Raw genomic sequence first — 15,042 nt, forward strand, 5'->3', positions numbered from 1 at the left:
GGAGGGGGAGGGGGAGGGGGTGAGTGGGACGGGGCCGAGGCGGGGCGCGCCGGGCGGACCCGCCCTTGCGGAGGAGGCGGGACGGGGGAGCTGGGTTCGGGGACGGCGTCGGGCGTACCAGAAAAGATCTTTGGTGTTAAGTGTGTGGGATGTTGGTTGACTTCGCCGCGCCGGTCGCGGCCTCGCCCGCAGAGGTGGAAGCGGCGGCTGTTTCGGCGGAACAAGTGGGATATGACGGGTTTGCGGCTGCGGAAACCCGGCATGACGTGTTCACGACGCTGGCGCTGGTGGCGCGGGCGACGAGCCGGATCACGCTGCAGTCGGGGATTGCGGTGGCGTTCGCGCGGAATCCGATGAATGTCGCGGTGCTGGCGAACGATCTGCGGCTGATCTCGGAGGGGCGGTTCCGGCTGGGGCTGGGGTCGCAGGTGAAGCCGCACATCGAGCGGCGGTTCGCGATGCCGTGGAGCAGGCCGGCGGCGCGGATGGAGGAGTTCGTGGCGGCGCTGCGGGCGATCTGGCGGGCGTGGGAGACGGGGGAGCGGCTGGCGTTCCGGGGGGAGTTCTACAAGCACACGCTGATGACTGAGTTCTTCAGCCCGGGACCGAATCCGTTCGGGAATCCGCCGGTGGAGCTGGCGGCGGTCGGTGAGCTGATGATCAGGGCGGCGGGGCGGGTCGCGGACGGGCTGCTGGTGCATCCGCTGACCAGTGCGGAGTATCTCGGCGAGCGGATCGTGCCGGCGGTGCGCGAGGCGCGGGGCGGGAGCCTGGAAGGGTTCAGCCTGGCGATGAGCGTGATGGTGGTGCTGGGCACCGACGAGCAGCAGCGGGCGCGGGCTGAGCAGGCCGTTCGCGGGCAGATCGCGTTCTACGCGTCGACGCCCGCCTATCGGCCGGTGCTCGAGCTGCACGGCTGGGGTGAGCTGGCGGACCGGCTCAACGTGCTGTCCCGGCGGCAGCTGTGGGCGGAGATGGCCGCCGAGATCGATGATGACGTGCTCGGCGCGTTCGCGATCGCGGGCGACCCGGCGGTGGTGGCCGCCGGGCTGCGCGAGCGATTCGGATCAGCGATTGATCGGATTTCGCTATATACGCCGTACGAGGCAGATCGGTATCAGATGGCTGCGGTCCGATCCGCACTGCGCGACTAGTCGATCTCTATCGAGTCGACGCGGTTGGGGTAGAACGCGACGTGACCCTTGATCCCGGCGACCGCGTCGTAGGGATCCTTGTACTCCCAGATCGCGTCGACGGCCTTCTCACCGCCGACGGGAATCGTGTAGTAGGTGGCGTCGCCCTTGTACGGGCAGTAGCTCTGCGTCGCGGTCGGCTCCAGGAGGCTCTGGTCCACGTCGGTGAGCGGCACGTAATGCACCGGCGGGTAGGAGGCTTCCTGCAGCGTCACCGCGTTCCGGGTGTCGGCAACCACCTTGCCGGCCACGGTGACGACGATGTGCTGGTCGCTCGGCGTGACGGTGATCGGGTGATTCGGTCCTGGGTGCAGGCGCGGCTTCATAAGCCGACCCTACTAGCGCTTCGGCCGTCCGTTCCGGTGCAGCCGTTAGGGTGATCCGGTGATCAGTTCCGCGATCGAGGCGGCGAGCGCCGCCGGTGTCGAGCACGAGGTGGTCCGGCACGGGCCGGTGAACAGCGTCGCCGAGGCGGCGGCCGCGCAGCGGGTGGAAGTGCGAGATCTGGTCAAAACCCTTGTGGTACGGCGCGCCGAAGGCGAATACCTGTTCGTCCTCGTCCCCGGCGACCGGGTCATCTCGTGGCCGAAACTGCGCGCCCTTCTCGGTGTCAGCCGCCTGTCGATGCCGGACGCGGCCACCGCCAAGGAGGCAACCGGGTACGAGCGCGGCACGATCACCCCGTTCGGATCGGCCCGCCCGTGGCCGGTGATCGCCGACGAGCGCACCCGGGGCCGCACGATCAGCCTCGGCGCCGGCGAGCGCGGCGTCGCGCTGCGGCTGACAGCGGACGCCGCGATCTCGGCGCTGAACGGTTCGTTCGCCGACGTGACCGACGAAGCCTGACTCAGTTCTTCAGCAGAGCCGCCACCGCGTCCGGGAGCGGCGTCACCGGGCGGCCGATCAGGCGGGGTAGGTCGTCGCTGTCGGTGTCCAGCTCGCCGTCGACGATCTTCAGGTCGGTGTCGGCGAGCAGGCCGGCGTACCCCTCCGGCAGGCCCGCGCTGACGAGAATCGCCTGGTACTCGGCGACCGGCAGGTCACGGTAGACGACCGGCGTACCGGTCTGGCGGGAGACCTCGGCGGCGAGCTCCGCCATCGTGAACGCGTCGCCGCCGAGCTCGTAGACGCCCGGCTCACCGGAGAGCAGCACGGCGGCCGCCGCCTCGGCGTAGTCGGCGCGGGTGGCGGCGGCGATCCGGCCCTCACCGGAACTGCCCACGAACGCACCGGTGCTCAGCGCGCTGCCGAACGAGGCGCCGTAGTTCTCGGTGTACCAGCCGTTGCGCAGGAACGCGTAGGGGATCCCGGACGAGGCGATTACCTCCTCGCTGGCCTTGTGCTCGGGGGCGAGACCGACGGTGCTGGTGTCGGCGCGCAAGATGCTGGTGTACGCGAGGAAGCCCACCCCGGCCGCCTGAGCCGCCGAGACGACGGCGGTGTGCTGGGGGAGCCGCTTGCCGACCTCGTTGCCGGAGATCAGCAGGAGCCGGTCGACGCCGGCGAACGCTGAGGTCAGGGTTTCCGGGCGGTTGTAGTCGGCCTCGCGTACCTGGACTCCGCGGGCGGCCAGCTCGGCGGCCTTCGTGGTGTCGCGGACGGCGGCGACGATCTCGCCCGGCGCCGCACCCCGGCTGATCAGCGCGTCGATGACGAGACGGCCGAGCTGGCCGGTTGCTCCGGTGACGGCGATGGTCATGGTGACTCCCAAGGGTTCGAGACAGGAAACTGCGGCACTGGCCAGAAGAATGCACTAACTTTTCGAAAGCGCCAACTGCTAGTGAGTGCTGTCACTTCGCAGGGTCGGCCGGACGCCGGTATCGTCCGGTGCATGACTGAACCGAGCGACGAGCTGGTCGCCAGCGTGTTCGCGCGGGACTGCGCCTCCCGCTCGGTGCTGGCCGACGTCACCGGGCGCTGGGGCGGTCTCGCGCTCGCGGCACTGCACGAGGGGTCGTACCGGTTCAACGCCCTGCGCCGCCGCGTCGACGGGGTGAGCGAGAAGATGCTGGCCCAGACGTTGCAGGCCCTCGAACGCGACGGTCTGGTCCGCCGTGACGTGCACGCGACCATCCCGCCCCGCGTCGAATACAGCCTCACCGAGCTGGGCGAGCGCGTCGCCGCCAAGCTGGTCGAGCTGATCGAACTGGTCGAGGGCGAGATCGGCCAGGTTCGAGAGGCGCAGGCCGGCTACGACCGGGCACGCTGAGCTGCGGGATCGGTGCCCGGAACGGCATGCGATAGGTTTTCGGTGTGACCGCTGAAGCTTCCATCCAGCCCGACGTCCCGCCCTCGGGCACCGGTTGTGCGGAGTGCCTGTCCGCCGACGGCTGGTGGTTCCACCTGCGCCGTTGTGCCCAGTGCGGCCACGTCGGGTGCTGTGACACCTCGCCGTCGCAGCACGCCACCGCGCACTTCCGCAGTACCGGGCATCCGGTGATGCAGTCCTTCGAGCCGGGCGAGGACTGGTTCTGGGACTTCTCCACCGAGCAGGCGGCCAACGGGCCCGAGCTGGCCGCGCCGACCAGCCGCCCCGACGACCAGCCGGTGCCGGGCCCGGCCGGCGCCGTCCCCGGCGACTGGCGCACCAAGCTGAACCGCTGACCCGCCGCGACAAAGGCCGCTGACCCGCCGCGACAAAGGCCGCTGACCCGCCGCGACAAAGGCCGCTGACCCGCCGCCAGGCTGACCGATCAGCAAGCCCGCGATTCTCCGCTTCCGGATCGTCTGCATCCGAACGTACCGGCCCCTGAAATGTCCTCTCAGGTGCGGGCCGGAACGGTCGATGGATCTGACGTCGGAGAATCGTGGAGGTCAGATGGGCGCCTTGGGCAACATCGGCACAGCCAAACGGCTGGGCATCATCGTCACCACCGGTGCGCTCGCGCTCGGTGGCATGGGCGCCATCACGCTGCTCGGGCAGCGGAGCCTCACCACCCAGGCCGAGGAGATGCGCGCCCTGGAAGCCTGCACCGCCGCCATCAACCACCTGAACAACAGGCAGAGCGAGTTGAAGGTGGACGCGTACCGGGCCGCGCTCGGGCACGACGTGAGCGGCGACGTGAAGGACGACGTGCAGTCGTCGGTCGAGGCTGCCGACGGGGTGGTCTCGTGCGGGCTGCCCACTGCCATGCTTCAGGAATTCCAGGGTTACCGCCCGGACTTCCAGGACTTCAACACGTTCATCACGGAATTCGTCACCGCCGGTGTGGCCAGCCCGAAGGCCGTGATCGGGCGGACCGACGAGATCTCCGAGCGGAACAACAAGACCGACGACGAGCTCGACGCGCTCAGCGAGAAGGTGCTGGCGGCGGTCGCCGAGCAGGAGGCCGACCTGGCGAACACGGTCAGCTCGACGCGGACGACAGCGATCCTCGTGGCCGGCATCGGACTGGTGCTGCTGGTCGCCCTGGCGCTCCCGATGGTCCGCTCGATCCTGGGCCCGGTTCGCAAGCTCGGCCTGGTCATCGACGCGCTGGACCGCGGTGACCTGACCGTGCGCAGCGACATCTCCAGCCGCGACGAGTTCGGTCAGATGGCGGCCGGCCTCGATCGCTCGCTGGACAAGCTGCGCGAGTCGATGCAGACGATCGCCCACGACGCCGACAGCCTGGCTGCCGCCTCGACCGAGCTGGCGGCCGTCTCCGGTGAGATCGCCGCGGCGGTGGACAACACCGACCGGCAGAGCAGTTCGGCCTCGACCGAGGCCGACGAGATCTCCCGCAACGTGCAGACCGTCGCCGCGGGCTCCGAGGAGATGGGCCAGTCGATCCGCGAGATCTCCCGCAACACCAGCGAGGCCGTGCAGATCGCCGCGATCGCGGTGGCCGAGGCGGCCCGCGCCACCGACACCATCCGGCAGCTCGGTGAGTCGTCGGCCGAGATCGGCAACGTGATCAAGCTGATCACCAGCATCGCCGAGCAGACCAACCTGCTGGCCCTGAACGCGACCATCGAGGCCGCACGAGCGGGCGACGCCGGCAAGGGCTTCGCGGTGGTCGCGAGCGAGGTCAAGGACCTGGCTCAGGAGACCGCCCGCGCGACCGAGGACATCCACGCCCGGGTCAACGCCATCCAGCAGGACACCGGCGGCGCGGTCGAGGTGATCAACCGGATCTCCGAGGTGATCGCGCAGATCAACGATTTCCAGACCACCATCGCGTCGGCGGTGGAGGAGCAGACCGCCACCACCGGGGAGATGAGCCGCAGCATCGCCGAGGTGGCCGCCGGTTCGAGCCGGATCGCCACGAACATCAGCGACGTCTCGTCGGCGAGCGCGGCCACGGTCGGCGGGGTCAACCAGACCCTGGAGGCCAGCACCGAGGTGTCGCGTACCGCGGAGGAGCTGCGCAACCTGGTCGGCGCCTTCAAGTTCTGACGAAGGAGCACGTGCGGGGCCGGTCGCCGGAAGGCGGCCGGCCCTCCGTCATTTCCAGCCGGCCAGGACGTCGGTCACCGTTGTCGCATCGGCCGGGGTGGGTGCATCGGCGGGGGTACGGCCGAAGCGTGGCGCCGGAGCCGGTTGCCGCATCCCGCCCACCTCCACGAAGGTCTCCCGGGCCCGGTTGTGCGGGTGATCCGCCGCCTCGCCCGGAGTCAGCACCGGGCTCACACACGCGTCCAGCCCGGCGAAGATCTCCTCCCACTCGTCCCGGCTCCTGGCGGCGAACCGTTCGGTGAGGATCCGCCGCAGCTCCGGCCACCCGGACCGGTCCAGCTGGTGCGGCAGCCCCTCGCCGTCCACGTCCAGCCCGCGCAGCAGCGCCGCGTAGAACTGCGGTTCCAGCGCGCCCACCGCCACGTATCCGCCGTCCGACGTCCGGTATGTGTCGTAGTACGGTGCTCCGCCGTCGAGCAGGTTCTCGCCGCGGCCGCCCGGCCACATCCCGGCGCCGATCATGCCGTGCAGGAACGTGGTGAGCAGCGCCGAGCCGTCGACCATCGCGGCGTCGACGACCTGGCCGCGGCCGGAGCGCTCCCGCTCCAGCAGGGCGGCCAGGACACCGACGGCCAGCAGCATCCCGCCGCCGGCGAAGTCCGCGAGCAGGTTGATCGGCGCGTGCGGCGGTTCGCCGGGACGCCCGAGGGGCTCCAGGGCGCCGGCGATCGCCAGGTAGTCGATGTCGTGCCCGGCGGCGGCGGCCAGGGGACCATCCTGTCCCCAGCCGGTCATCCGGCCGTACACCAGCCTGGGGTTGATCTTCTCGCACTCGGCGGGACCGAAGCCGAGGCGTTCGGCGACCCCGGGGCGGTAGCCCTCCACCAGCACGTCGGCCCGCTCCACCAGGCGCAGCAGGTCTCCGATCCCGGCCTCGCTCTTCAGGTCGAGGGTGACCACCCGGCGGTTGCGCTGGAGCGGACCGGACGGCGGAACGAGCGGTCCGCTGCCGCCGGGGCGCTCCACCAGGATCACGTCGGCGCCCAGATCGGCGAGCACCATGCAACCGAACGGTCCGGGTGCGAGGCCGGCCAGCTCGACGACCTTGACGCCGCTCAGCGGACCGGTGCGGTGGGGGCCCGGCTCAGAGGACACGCGCGATCAGCTCCTTCATGATCTCGTTCGTGCCGCCGTAGATCTTCTGGACCCGGGCGTCCGCATACATCGTGGCGATCGGGTACTCGGTGGTGTAGCCATAACCGCCGAAGATCTGCAGGCAGCGGTCGACCACCTCGCACTGGCCCTCGGTGAGGTAGAGCTTCGCCATCGCGGCGGTCGCCACGTCCAGCTCATTACGGGTGTGCCGGGTGATGCAGTCGTCGACGAAGATCCGGGACACCCGGGTCCGGGTGGCGCAGTCGGACAGGACCATCCGGGTGTTCTGGTGGCCGATCAGGGGCTTGCCGAAGGCGGTGCGATCTTTCGCGTACGCCGTGGCGAGCTCGACCGCCCGCTGCATGGCGGCGACCGCTCCCACGCCGATCACCAGGCGTTCCTGGGGCAGCTGCTGCATCAGCTGGAAGAAGCCGGCGTTCTCGGTGCCCAGCAGGTTGCCGGCCGGCACCCGGAACTCGTCGAAGAACAGCTCGGCCGTGTCGTTGGCGTGCAGCCCGATCTTCTCCAGGTTGCGCCCGCGCCGGAAGCCGGGCGCGCCGTCGGTCAGCTCGCAGACGATCAGGGAGATGCCGTGCGCCTTCGCGGACTGATCGGTCTTCACGGCCAGGACCAATAAGTCCGCCAGATACCCATTGGTGATGAAGGTTTTCGAGCCACTCACCAGGTAGTCATCGCCGTCGCGGACCGCCCGGGTCCGTATCGCCTGGACGTCGGAACCGCCGTCCGGCTCGGTCATCGCGATCGCGCCGATCAGCTCACCGGAGCACAAACCGGGCAGCCAGCGCTGTTTCTGGTCCTCGGTCCCGTACTCGTTGAGATAGCCGGTGACGATGCCGCTGTGCACCGCCAGGCCGAGGCTACCCTCGCCGGCCAGCGTCTGTTCGTGCAACAGCACAGCCTCGTGGGTGAAATCGCCGCCACCGCCGCCATACTGCTCCGGCACGGAGAGGCCCAGCAGCCCCAGCTCGCCGGCGCGGAGATAGTGCTCTCGGTCGGGGTGGCCCTGTTTACCCAGGCGGCCGGCGTGCGGCACCACCTCCTTCGTGAAGAAGGTGCGGGCCAGCTCGGCCAGGTCGTCGTGTTCCGGCTTGCGCCACGGCTCGGTGTAGCCGTCCAATCCAGGCGTTGGCATCGATACACCCTCGATCACTATTGGCGATGTGTCAATAAGCCCGATATGAATTGTCACTATTCATCGCTAAATCCGATCGTTGCATCGATTCACCCCCGATCTCGGAACGCGATGAATCGACGTGACGTAAGGTCATCTGGTGGTACACGTCGAGGCGACCCGGCGGCGTCGGCTCGAACCGGACGCCCGGCGCGAACAGATCCTCTCGGTCGCCGTCCGCCTGTTCGGTGAGAAACCGTATGCCGAGGTCTCCACGACCGACGTGGCACGAATCGCCGGAGTGGCGCGCGGCCTCGTCAACCACTACTTCGGGACGAAGAAGGACCTCTACCTCGAAGTCGTACGGATCATGCTGACAGTGCCCGCCGTCGCTGTCGAGCGCCTACCCGGGGGCGATCTGCCCGAACGGGCCGAAGCGATCGTCAACTGGTTCCTCGACGTCGTCTCCCGGCACAGCACCTCCTGGCTGGCGGCGATCTCGGCCGGCGGCATGGGCGGTGATGCGGAAGTTGACGCTGTGATCGCCGAGGCTGTTGATGTCGCGGCGGACAGTGTGCTGGAGGCCCTGGGGCTGGGGGAGCGGCCGGCGGAGGCGCTGCGGGGGATGGCCAGGGCTTATGTGGGGCTGGCGATCTACACGGCTCGGGAGTGGTTGCAGCGGGGAGCTCTGAGCCGGGAGCAGGTGCACACGTTGTTGAGTACGACGCTGCTCACGATGGTGGAACGAGTGTTCCCGCAAGCGGGTTGATGCGGACCGAGAGGTCTCTCTGGCGGACGGTCCGGTCCGGCTGCTGACTAGCCTCCTAGGATGCGCAACGGGGCGTGACGCACTGGACAAAGCGGCCGCCCGGGGGCAGCGTCAGATCATGGGTGCTTACCGGCAGGCGTACGACCGCAGCATCACCGATCCCGAGGGCTTCTGGCGTGCGGCGTCGACCGCGATCGACTGGCACCGCGAGCCCACGAGGATCCTCGACGACAGCGAGGCGCCGATCTTCCGCTGGTTCCCCGACGCCGAGCTGAACACCTGTCACAACGCCCTGGACCGGCATGTCCTCGACGGGCGCGGCGATCAGCCCGCGCTGATCCACGACAGTCCGGTCACCGGCCAGGTCCGTGTCCGCACGTACCGTGAGCTGCGCGACGAGGTGGCCCTGTTCGCCGGTGCGCTGCGTGGCCTGGGGGTCGAGCGGGGCGACCGCGTGGTGATCTACATGGCGATGGTGCCCGAAGCCGTCGTCGCGATGCTGGCGTGTGCCCGGCTCGGAGCGGTGCACTCGGTGGTCTTCGGCGGGTTCGGCGCCCGGGAGCTGGCCGCGCGCATCGACGACGCGCGCCCGAAAGTGATCGTGGCGAGTTCCTCCGGGATCGAGGGCGGGCGGGTCCTGCCGTACCAGCCGATGCTCGACGCGGCGCTGGCCGAGGCGGCGCACCGGCCGGACCATCGGGTGATCCTGCAGCGGCCACAGGCGCCGGCGACCCTGCGGGACGGCGATCTGACCTGGGACGAGGCCGTCGAGAGGGCGGCACCGGCGGATTGTGTGCCGGTGCGGGCCACGGACCCGCTCTACATTCTCTACACGTCCGGGACGACCGGCCGTCCCAAGGGCGTGGTGCGCGACAACGGCGGCCATGCGGTGGCGGTGCGCTGGTCGATGGAGAACATCTTCGGGGTACGGGCGGGCGAGGTCTTCTGGGCCGCATCGGACGTGGGCTGGGTCGTCGGGCACTCGTACATCGTTTACGGTCCGCTGCTCACCGGTGCCACCACCATCCTGTACGAGGGCAAACCCGTCGGCACCCCGGACGCGGGCGCGTTCTGGCGGGTCGCCGAGCAGCACCGGGTGGCGGCGATGTTCACCGCGCCGACAGCGATCCGGGCGATCCGCAAGGAGGACCCGGAGGGCAAGCTGCTGGCCGGGCGGGATCTGAGCAGCCTGCGTGTGCTGTTCCTGGCGGGGGAGAGGCTCGACACCCGGACGTACGAGTGGGCCGGTGACCTGCTCGGCGTACCGGTGATCGACAACTGGTGGCAGACCGAGACGGGCTGGCCGATCGCGGCGAGCCCGCGGGGCCTGGAGCAGCTGCCGACCCGGCCGGGTTCCCCGTCGGTGCCGATGCCGGGCTATCGGGTGCGGGTGGTCGACGGGGCCGGTGCCGCCGTACCGGCCGGGCAGGAGGGCGCGATCGTGATCGGGTTGCCGCTGCCGCCCGGGTGCCTGCCCACGCTCTGGCAGGACGACGAGCGGTACGTGCGCTCCTACCTGTCCGCGTTCCAGGGCAACTACCTGACCGGTGACGGCGGGGTGTTCGACGAGGACGGCTACCTGTACGTGCTGGGGCGCACCGACGACGTGATCAATGTGGCCGGTCACCGGCTCTCGACCGGCGCGATGGAGGAGGTGCTGGCCGCCCATCCGGCGGTCGCCGAGTGTGCCGTGATCGGCGTCGGCGACCTGCTGAAGGGCCAGGTGCCGCGCGGGTTCGTGGTGGTCCGCAGCGATGCCGCCGCCGACCCGGCCGCGCTGGAGGCGGAGCTGATCGCCCTGGTCCGGGAGCGGATCGGGCCGGTCGCCGCGCTGCGCCGGGTGGACGTGGTGGCGGCGCTGCCGAAGACCCGCTCCGGCAAGATCCTGCGGGCGACGATGCGGGGGATCGCGGACGGCCGTGACGAGCCGGTGCCGTCGACGATCGAGAACCCCGACGTACTGGAATCCCTGCGCCCGGTGCTCCGGACACCCCGGTAGCGAAACGGGCTGGCTCTCAGTGGTGTCCGCCGGGCCGCGGGACAGCACTGAGAGCCAGCTGGGGGTGGGTGGCGCCCGGGAGTGACCGGTCGGGCGCCGCCCACCGCGTCAGTGCGGCGTGCTCTGTCAGTGTGGCGTGCTCTGTCAGTGTGGCGTGCTCTGTGAGCCGAACGTGGTGAGGAACTGGTCCCGGAAAGTGTTCATCGGCCAGACCGGGGCGTCCGTTGCCGGCTTCAGGCCCTCGGACCAGTTCCAGGCGTTCATCCGCTCCAGCAGCGCGCCGTCCTTGGTGACGATGGTGATCGGCACGTCGTGGCTGGCGTTCTCGCCGGAGACCGCCTTGGACGGCTGGTGGTCGCCGAGGAAGACGAGCACGAGGTTGTCGTCGGCGTAGTTCTTCACCCAGTCGATGAGCGTGGTCAGGGTGTATTCGATCGAGTCGCCGTACGCCTTCTTGACCCGCCGCGAGAACGCCCAGGTCTCCGCCTTGGTCTTCTGGTTCTTGGCGATGTCGGCGTAGACCGACCCGTCACCGACCGCGTCCCACTCGATGAACTCGGGGATCGGCGCCCACGGGGTGTGGCTGGAGACCAGCGGCATCTCCACCATCAGTGGCTGACGTCCCGGCTTCTTGTACTCCAGCTCGGTGAACTGCTTGAGCGTGTACTGGTCGGGCATCGGCGCCCAGCTGAACTTGGGGCCCTGGTAGCCGAGGTTGCGGCTGTCCCAGACCCGGTTGTAGCCGTAGAAGGTGCCCTCCGGCCAGGCGCGGGTGGCACCCGGCATGACGCTGACGGTGTCCCAGCCGGCCCGCTTGAACGAGTACGGGATGGTGAGCCGGTCGCTGGCGGTCAGGTTGCGGTACCGGCCCTGGTTGTTGATCCAGAGGCCGGAGAGCAAGGTCGAGTGGGCCAGCCAGCTGTTGCCGCCGAAGGTGGGCGAGGTGAGCCAGCCGCTGCGGCCCGCGAAACCGGACTGCTGCAGCTTGGTGGTGCCCTGCGCGAGGACGGCGTTGACACCCGGTGCCAGCTCCGGCGCCTCGAGGGCGTTGCGGCCGTAGCTCTCGACGAAGGTGAAGATCACGTCCTTGCCGCGGAGCGCGGTCAGCAGCTTGTCGCCGGGGGTGTCCTTGAACGGGTCGACCTTCACCTCCTCGGCGAACTTGGCCTCGTTGGCGATGCCGGCCTTCGCCTGGGTGACCCGGTCCCACGCGTAGGTGACGGTGGAGCGGGCGGCGACCGGCACCTTCGGGACGATCTGGAGGCCGAGCAGCAGGGCGACCAGCCAGACGGCCGTCACGCCGCCGGCCGTGTAGGCGGAGATCTTGCGGAACCGGCCGAGCAGCGCGGCGACCCGCAGGACGGCCCAGGTGGTCAGGGCGGGGACCAGGAGGACGAGCAGGGCGATCCCGGCGATGGCGGCGTACGCCCAGCCCGGTCCGTAGACGTCACGGGCGAAGCCGTACGCGTCACCGAGCAGCTCCCAGTCGAGAATCGGGTCGAACGGCCGGGCCAGGGTCTCGAACCAGCCCATGTCCAGCGACTTCTCGATGATCAGCAGGCCCAGGACGATGCCGCCGATCGACGCCAGGACGACGCGTACCCGCCGGGGCACGAGGATCAGCAGGGCGATGCCGAGGCCCGCCTCGATCGGGATCCGGGCGAACCCGCCGGGGTTGAGCCGCTTCAGCACGTTCGGGTACAGCAGCGCGGCGAACACGATCACGCAGGCCAGGACGGTCAGGCCGGTCTGGAACCGGGGCGAGCGCACCAGGCGGCGTACACGGCCGGGCGGCTTTCCGGTCGAGTCAGCGGAGTCTTCCAGGACCGCCCGGTCCGATTCGTCCCCGGACGAGGCGGTGGGCTCCTCGGAGGGAGCTGTGGACTCCTCGGAGGGAGCTGTGGACTCCTCGGAAGGAGTAGTGAGCTCCTCGGGGAGAGCTGTGGGCTCCGCCGGCGGGGCTTCGTCCGGGGTGGCTGGTTCGTCCGGCTTCGGCTGCGGATCGGCGAGGTCTGTCTGCTGCACGTCATGGGGAACGCATCCCCGGCCGTGATGGTTCATCCAAGATCTGAGCCGCGTGTCACCCACTCTTGCATTAGTCCTATAGAAGATATAGGAAAAGAGGATGACCCGACTGCATCTGGCGGTCGCCCTGGACGGGCGGTACTTCACCGCTGATCCCTGGGTCGACCTGGTTCGCGCGGCCGACGACGCGAGGCTCGACCTCGTCACGATCGAGGACTCCTTCGGGCCTCCCGCGGGCGGCGGCCGGCCCGACGCCGTCCTGGTCGCGGCCCGGATCGCCCCGCTCACCCGGCACATCGGGCTGGTACCGGCCGCCACCACCACACACACCGAGCCGTTCCACCTCTCCACCGCGCTGGCCACCCTCGACCACGTCAGCAAGGGCCGGGCCGGCTGGCAACCGCGGGTCTCCGGCGACCCGGCCGAGGCCGCGCTGCTGGGCCGCCGCGAGCCGCTCGGTGTCGAGGAGCTGTTCGCCGAGGCCGCCGACGCGGTCGAGGTGGTCCGCCGGCTCTGGGACAGCTGGCAGGACGACGCGATCATCAAGGACGTCGCGACCGGCCGGTTCATCGACCGCGAGCGGCTGCACTACATCGACTTCGCGGGACCGTACTTCTCGGTCAAGGGACCCTCGATCGTGCCGCGGTCGCCGCAGGGACAGCCGGTGGTCGCCGTGCTCGCGCACGTACCCCTGGCCTGGGAGTTCGCGGCGCGCTCCGCCGACCTGGTCTTCATCACCCCGTCCGACGCCGACTCCGCCGCCAAGATCATCGGCAAGCTGGACCGGCGGCTCAAGGTCTACGCCGACCTGGTGGTCCACCTCGGTGACGACGCGCTCCGGCGCAGGGGCGTCACCACCTCCGACGCCGCGGTCTTCGCCGGCACGGCCGAGCAGGCCGCCGACCTGATCGAGGGTTGGGCGCGAGCCGGGCTCGACGGCTTCCGGCTGCGGCCGGGTGAGCTGCCGCACGACCTCACCGCGATCACCCGCGACCTGGTGCCGATCCTGCGCGAACGCGGGCTCTTCCAGCCCGCCGAGGGCGGCACGCTGCGGGAACGCCTCGGCCTCGCCCCCGCTCCCAACCGTTACGAGGAGGCCGGCCGTGCCTAAGCAGATCATCCTGGCCGCCCACTTCCCGGGCGTGAACAACACGACGGTCTGGAGCGACCCGCGCTCCGGCAGCCAGATCGACTTCGACTCGTTCGAGTACCTGGCCCGCACCGCCGAGCGTGGCAAGTTCGACTTCTTCTTCCTCGCCGAGGGCCTGCGGCTGCGCGAGCAGCGCGGGCTCATCCACGACCTGGACGTGGTCGGCCGCCCCGACACGCTCACCGTGCTGGCGGCGCTGGCCGCGGTCACCGAGCGGCTCGGACTGGCCGGCACCCTCAACGCCACCTACCACGAGCCGTACGAGCTGGCCCGTCAGCTGGCCACCCTCGACCACCTCTCCGGCGGCCGGGCCGCGTGGAACGTGGTGACCTCGCCCGGTGCGTTCTTCGGCGAGAACTTCCGGCGCGGCGGCTTCCTGGACCACGCGGACCGATACGTCCGGGCCGGCGAGTTCATCGAGGCCGCCCGCCGCCTCTGGGACTCCGGCGGCGGCGACTTCGCCTACCAGGGGCGGCAGTTCGACATCGGTGGCCGGTTCGGGGTGCCGCGCAGCCCGCAGGGCCACCCGGTCGTCCTGCAGGCCGGCGACTCGACCGGCGGCCGCGAACTGGCCGCCCAGCACGCCGACGCGATCTTCTCCCGGCACCACCAGCTCGCCGATGCGCAGGAGTTCTACCGCGACGTGAAGGCCCGCCTGCCGCGATACGGCCGCGACCCGGACAGCTTGAAGATCATCCCTGGCGTCTCCTACGTGCTCGGCGACAGCGACGCGGACGCGCAGGAGAAAGCCCACCACATCCGGCGCGCCCAGGTCAGCCCGCAGACCGCGATCCTGCTCCTGGAACAGCTCTGGAACACCGATCTGTCCGGTTACGACGCGGAGGGCCCGCTGCCGGCCATCGACCCGGTGGCCGACGAGGACGACACGATCATCAAGGGCCGCGCCGGGATGTACCCGGACCGGCTCAAGACCGCGACCGAGTGGCGCGCCAAGGCGGAGGCCAAGAACCTCAGCATCCGCGACCTGATCATCGACGTGACCGGCAGGCAGAACTTCATCGGTACGCCTGCGCGGGTCGCCGACCAGCTCAACGAGTACGTGCAGACCGACGCCTGCGACGGCTTCATCCTCGTCTCCCACCTGACCCCGGCCGGCCTCGACGACTTCGTGGACCAGGTGGTCCCCCTACTGCAGGAGCGCGGCGTCTTCCGCACCGAGTACGAGACCACCACCCTGCGCGGCCACCTCGGACTGCCGCCCGTATCGGAAAGGGAGTGAG

Annotated in this window: 14 protein-coding genes; 9 read left to right on the plus strand and 5 right to left on the minus strand. The window is 70.0% G+C overall.

Annotated elements, in window-relative coordinates:
- Positions 1-149 precede the first annotated feature (149 nt).
- Entirely contained in the window at positions 150-1,154 is a 1,005-nt protein-coding gene (locus tag ACFQV6_RS31940) for a TIGR03617 family F420-dependent LLM class oxidoreductase (RefSeq protein ID WP_378031361.1), read from the plus strand.
- Here the strand turns inward: ACFQV6_RS31940 and ACFQV6_RS31945 are convergent.
- The gene (locus ACFQV6_RS31945) at positions 1,151-1,519 is read right to left on the minus strand and encodes a DUF427 domain-containing protein (RefSeq protein ID WP_378031362.1); all 369 of its coding nucleotides are present in this window, start codon (positions 1,517-1,519) and stop codon (positions 1,151-1,153) included. The genes ACFQV6_RS31940 and ACFQV6_RS31945 overlap by 4 nt on opposite strands.
- A 58-nt stretch (positions 1,520-1,577) precedes the next feature.
- Between ACFQV6_RS31945 and ACFQV6_RS31950 the strand changes: the two genes are divergently transcribed.
- On the plus strand, positions 1,578-2,039 hold the full coding sequence (locus ACFQV6_RS31950) for an aminoacyl-tRNA deacylase (RefSeq protein WP_378031363.1): 462 nt from the start codon (positions 1,578-1,580) through the stop codon (positions 2,037-2,039).
- 1 nt (position 2,040) lies between these two features.
- Here the strand turns inward: ACFQV6_RS31950 and ACFQV6_RS31955 are convergent, their stop codons facing one another.
- On the minus strand, positions 2,041-2,892 hold the full coding sequence (locus ACFQV6_RS31955; protein ID WP_378031364.1) for an SDR family oxidoreductase: 852 nt from the start codon (positions 2,890-2,892) through the stop codon (positions 2,041-2,043).
- Between the two features lie 132 nt (positions 2,893-3,024).
- On the opposite strand from ACFQV6_RS31955, the gene ACFQV6_RS31960 reads away from it, so the two are divergent.
- The 3 genes from ACFQV6_RS31960 (at position 3,025) to ACFQV6_RS31970 (ending at position 5,571) form a co-directional block, all read left to right on the plus strand.
- The gene (locus ACFQV6_RS31960) at positions 3,025-3,402 is read left to right on the plus strand and encodes a winged helix-turn-helix transcriptional regulator (protein ID WP_378031365.1); all 378 of its coding nucleotides are present in this window, start codon (positions 3,025-3,027) and stop codon (positions 3,400-3,402) included.
- Positions 3,403-3,446: 44 nt separating this feature from the next.
- Complete coding sequence (locus tag ACFQV6_RS31965) at positions 3,447-3,797, plus strand: UBP-type zinc finger domain-containing protein (RefSeq protein WP_378031366.1); 351 nt, start codon at positions 3,447-3,449, stop codon at positions 3,795-3,797.
- A 214-nt stretch (positions 3,798-4,011) separates the two neighbouring features.
- Positions 4,012-5,571: a methyl-accepting chemotaxis protein gene (locus ACFQV6_RS31970; protein WP_378031367.1), complete on the plus strand. Its 1,560-nt coding sequence runs from the start codon at positions 4,012-4,014 to the stop codon at positions 5,569-5,571.
- Positions 5,572-5,619: 48 nt separating this feature from the next.
- On the opposite strand, the gene ACFQV6_RS31975 is transcribed toward ACFQV6_RS31970, so the two are convergent.
- Complete coding sequence (locus ACFQV6_RS31975) at positions 5,620-6,726, minus strand: CaiB/BaiF CoA transferase family protein (RefSeq protein ID WP_378031368.1); 1,107 nt, start codon at positions 6,724-6,726, stop codon at positions 5,620-5,622.
- Positions 6,716-7,879, minus strand: coding sequence for an acyl-CoA dehydrogenase family protein (locus ACFQV6_RS31980; RefSeq protein ID WP_378031369.1), 1,164 nt, complete (start codon positions 7,877-7,879; stop codon positions 6,716-6,718). The genes ACFQV6_RS31975 and ACFQV6_RS31980 overlap by 11 nt, the downstream gene beginning before the upstream one ends.
- A 139-nt stretch (positions 7,880-8,018) precedes the next feature.
- Here ACFQV6_RS31980 and ACFQV6_RS31985 point away from each other — a divergent pair, with 139 nt between their 5' ends.
- Positions 8,019-8,627, plus strand: coding sequence for a TetR/AcrR family transcriptional regulator (locus ACFQV6_RS31985; RefSeq protein ID WP_378031370.1), 609 nt, complete (start codon positions 8,019-8,021; stop codon positions 8,625-8,627).
- 118 nt (positions 8,628-8,745) lie between these two features.
- On the plus strand, positions 8,746-10,626 hold the full coding sequence (locus ACFQV6_RS31990) for a propionyl-CoA synthetase (RefSeq protein ID WP_378031371.1): 1,881 nt from the start codon (positions 8,746-8,748) through the stop codon (positions 10,624-10,626).
- Positions 10,627-10,770: 144 nt separating this feature from the next.
- Here ACFQV6_RS31990 and ACFQV6_RS31995 read toward each other — a convergent pair whose 3' ends face one another.
- On the minus strand, positions 10,771-12,651 hold the full coding sequence (locus ACFQV6_RS31995) for a sulfatase-like hydrolase/transferase (protein ID WP_378031372.1): 1,881 nt from the start codon (positions 12,649-12,651) through the stop codon (positions 10,771-10,773).
- A gap of 100 nt (positions 12,652-12,751) precedes the next feature.
- Here ACFQV6_RS31995 and ACFQV6_RS32000 point away from each other — a divergent pair, with 100 nt between their 5' ends.
- Positions 12,752-13,762 (plus strand): LLM class flavin-dependent oxidoreductase, encoded by a 1,011-nt coding sequence (locus ACFQV6_RS32000; protein ID WP_378031373.1) that lies wholly within the window; start codon positions 12,752-12,754, stop codon positions 13,760-13,762.
- The gene (locus ACFQV6_RS32005; RefSeq protein WP_378031374.1) at positions 13,755-15,041 is read left to right on the plus strand and encodes an LLM class flavin-dependent oxidoreductase; all 1,287 of its coding nucleotides are present in this window, start codon (positions 13,755-13,757) and stop codon (positions 15,039-15,041) included. Before ACFQV6_RS32000 ends, ACFQV6_RS32005 begins: the two co-directional genes overlap by 8 nt.
- Position 15,042: the final 1 nt, after the last annotated feature.

It is taken from the genome of Actinoplanes sp. GCM10030250 (assembly GCF_042666575.1).
Taxonomy (GTDB): Bacteria; Actinomycetota; Actinomycetes; order Mycobacteriales; family Micromonosporaceae; genus Actinoplanes.

Coding starts and splice junctions, on each gene's coding strand:
- ACFQV6_RS31940 (WP_378031361.1), top strand. CDS start 150: ATGTTGGTTGACTTCGCCGCGCCGGTCGCGGCCTCGCCCGCAGAGGTG.
- ACFQV6_RS31945 (WP_378031362.1), bottom strand. CDS start 1,519: ATGAAGCCGCGCCTGCACCCAGGACCGAATCACCCGATCACCGTCACG.
- ACFQV6_RS31970 (WP_378031367.1), top strand. CDS start 4,012: ATGGGCGCCTTGGGCAACATCGGCACAGCCAAACGGCTGGGCATCATC.
- ACFQV6_RS31960 (WP_378031365.1), top strand. CDS start 3,025: ATGACTGAACCGAGCGACGAGCTGGTCGCCAGCGTGTTCGCGCGGGAC.
- ACFQV6_RS31955 (WP_378031364.1), bottom strand. CDS start 2,892: ATGACCATCGCCGTCACCGGAGCAACCGGCCAGCTCGGCCGTCTCGTC.
- ACFQV6_RS31980 (WP_378031369.1), bottom strand. CDS start 7,879: ATGCCAACGCCTGGATTGGACGGCTACACCGAGCCGTGGCGCAAGCCG.
- ACFQV6_RS31990 (WP_378031371.1), top strand. CDS start 8,746: ATGGGTGCTTACCGGCAGGCGTACGACCGCAGCATCACCGATCCCGAG.
- ACFQV6_RS32000 (WP_378031373.1), top strand. CDS start 12,752: ATGACCCGACTGCATCTGGCGGTCGCCCTGGACGGGCGGTACTTCACC.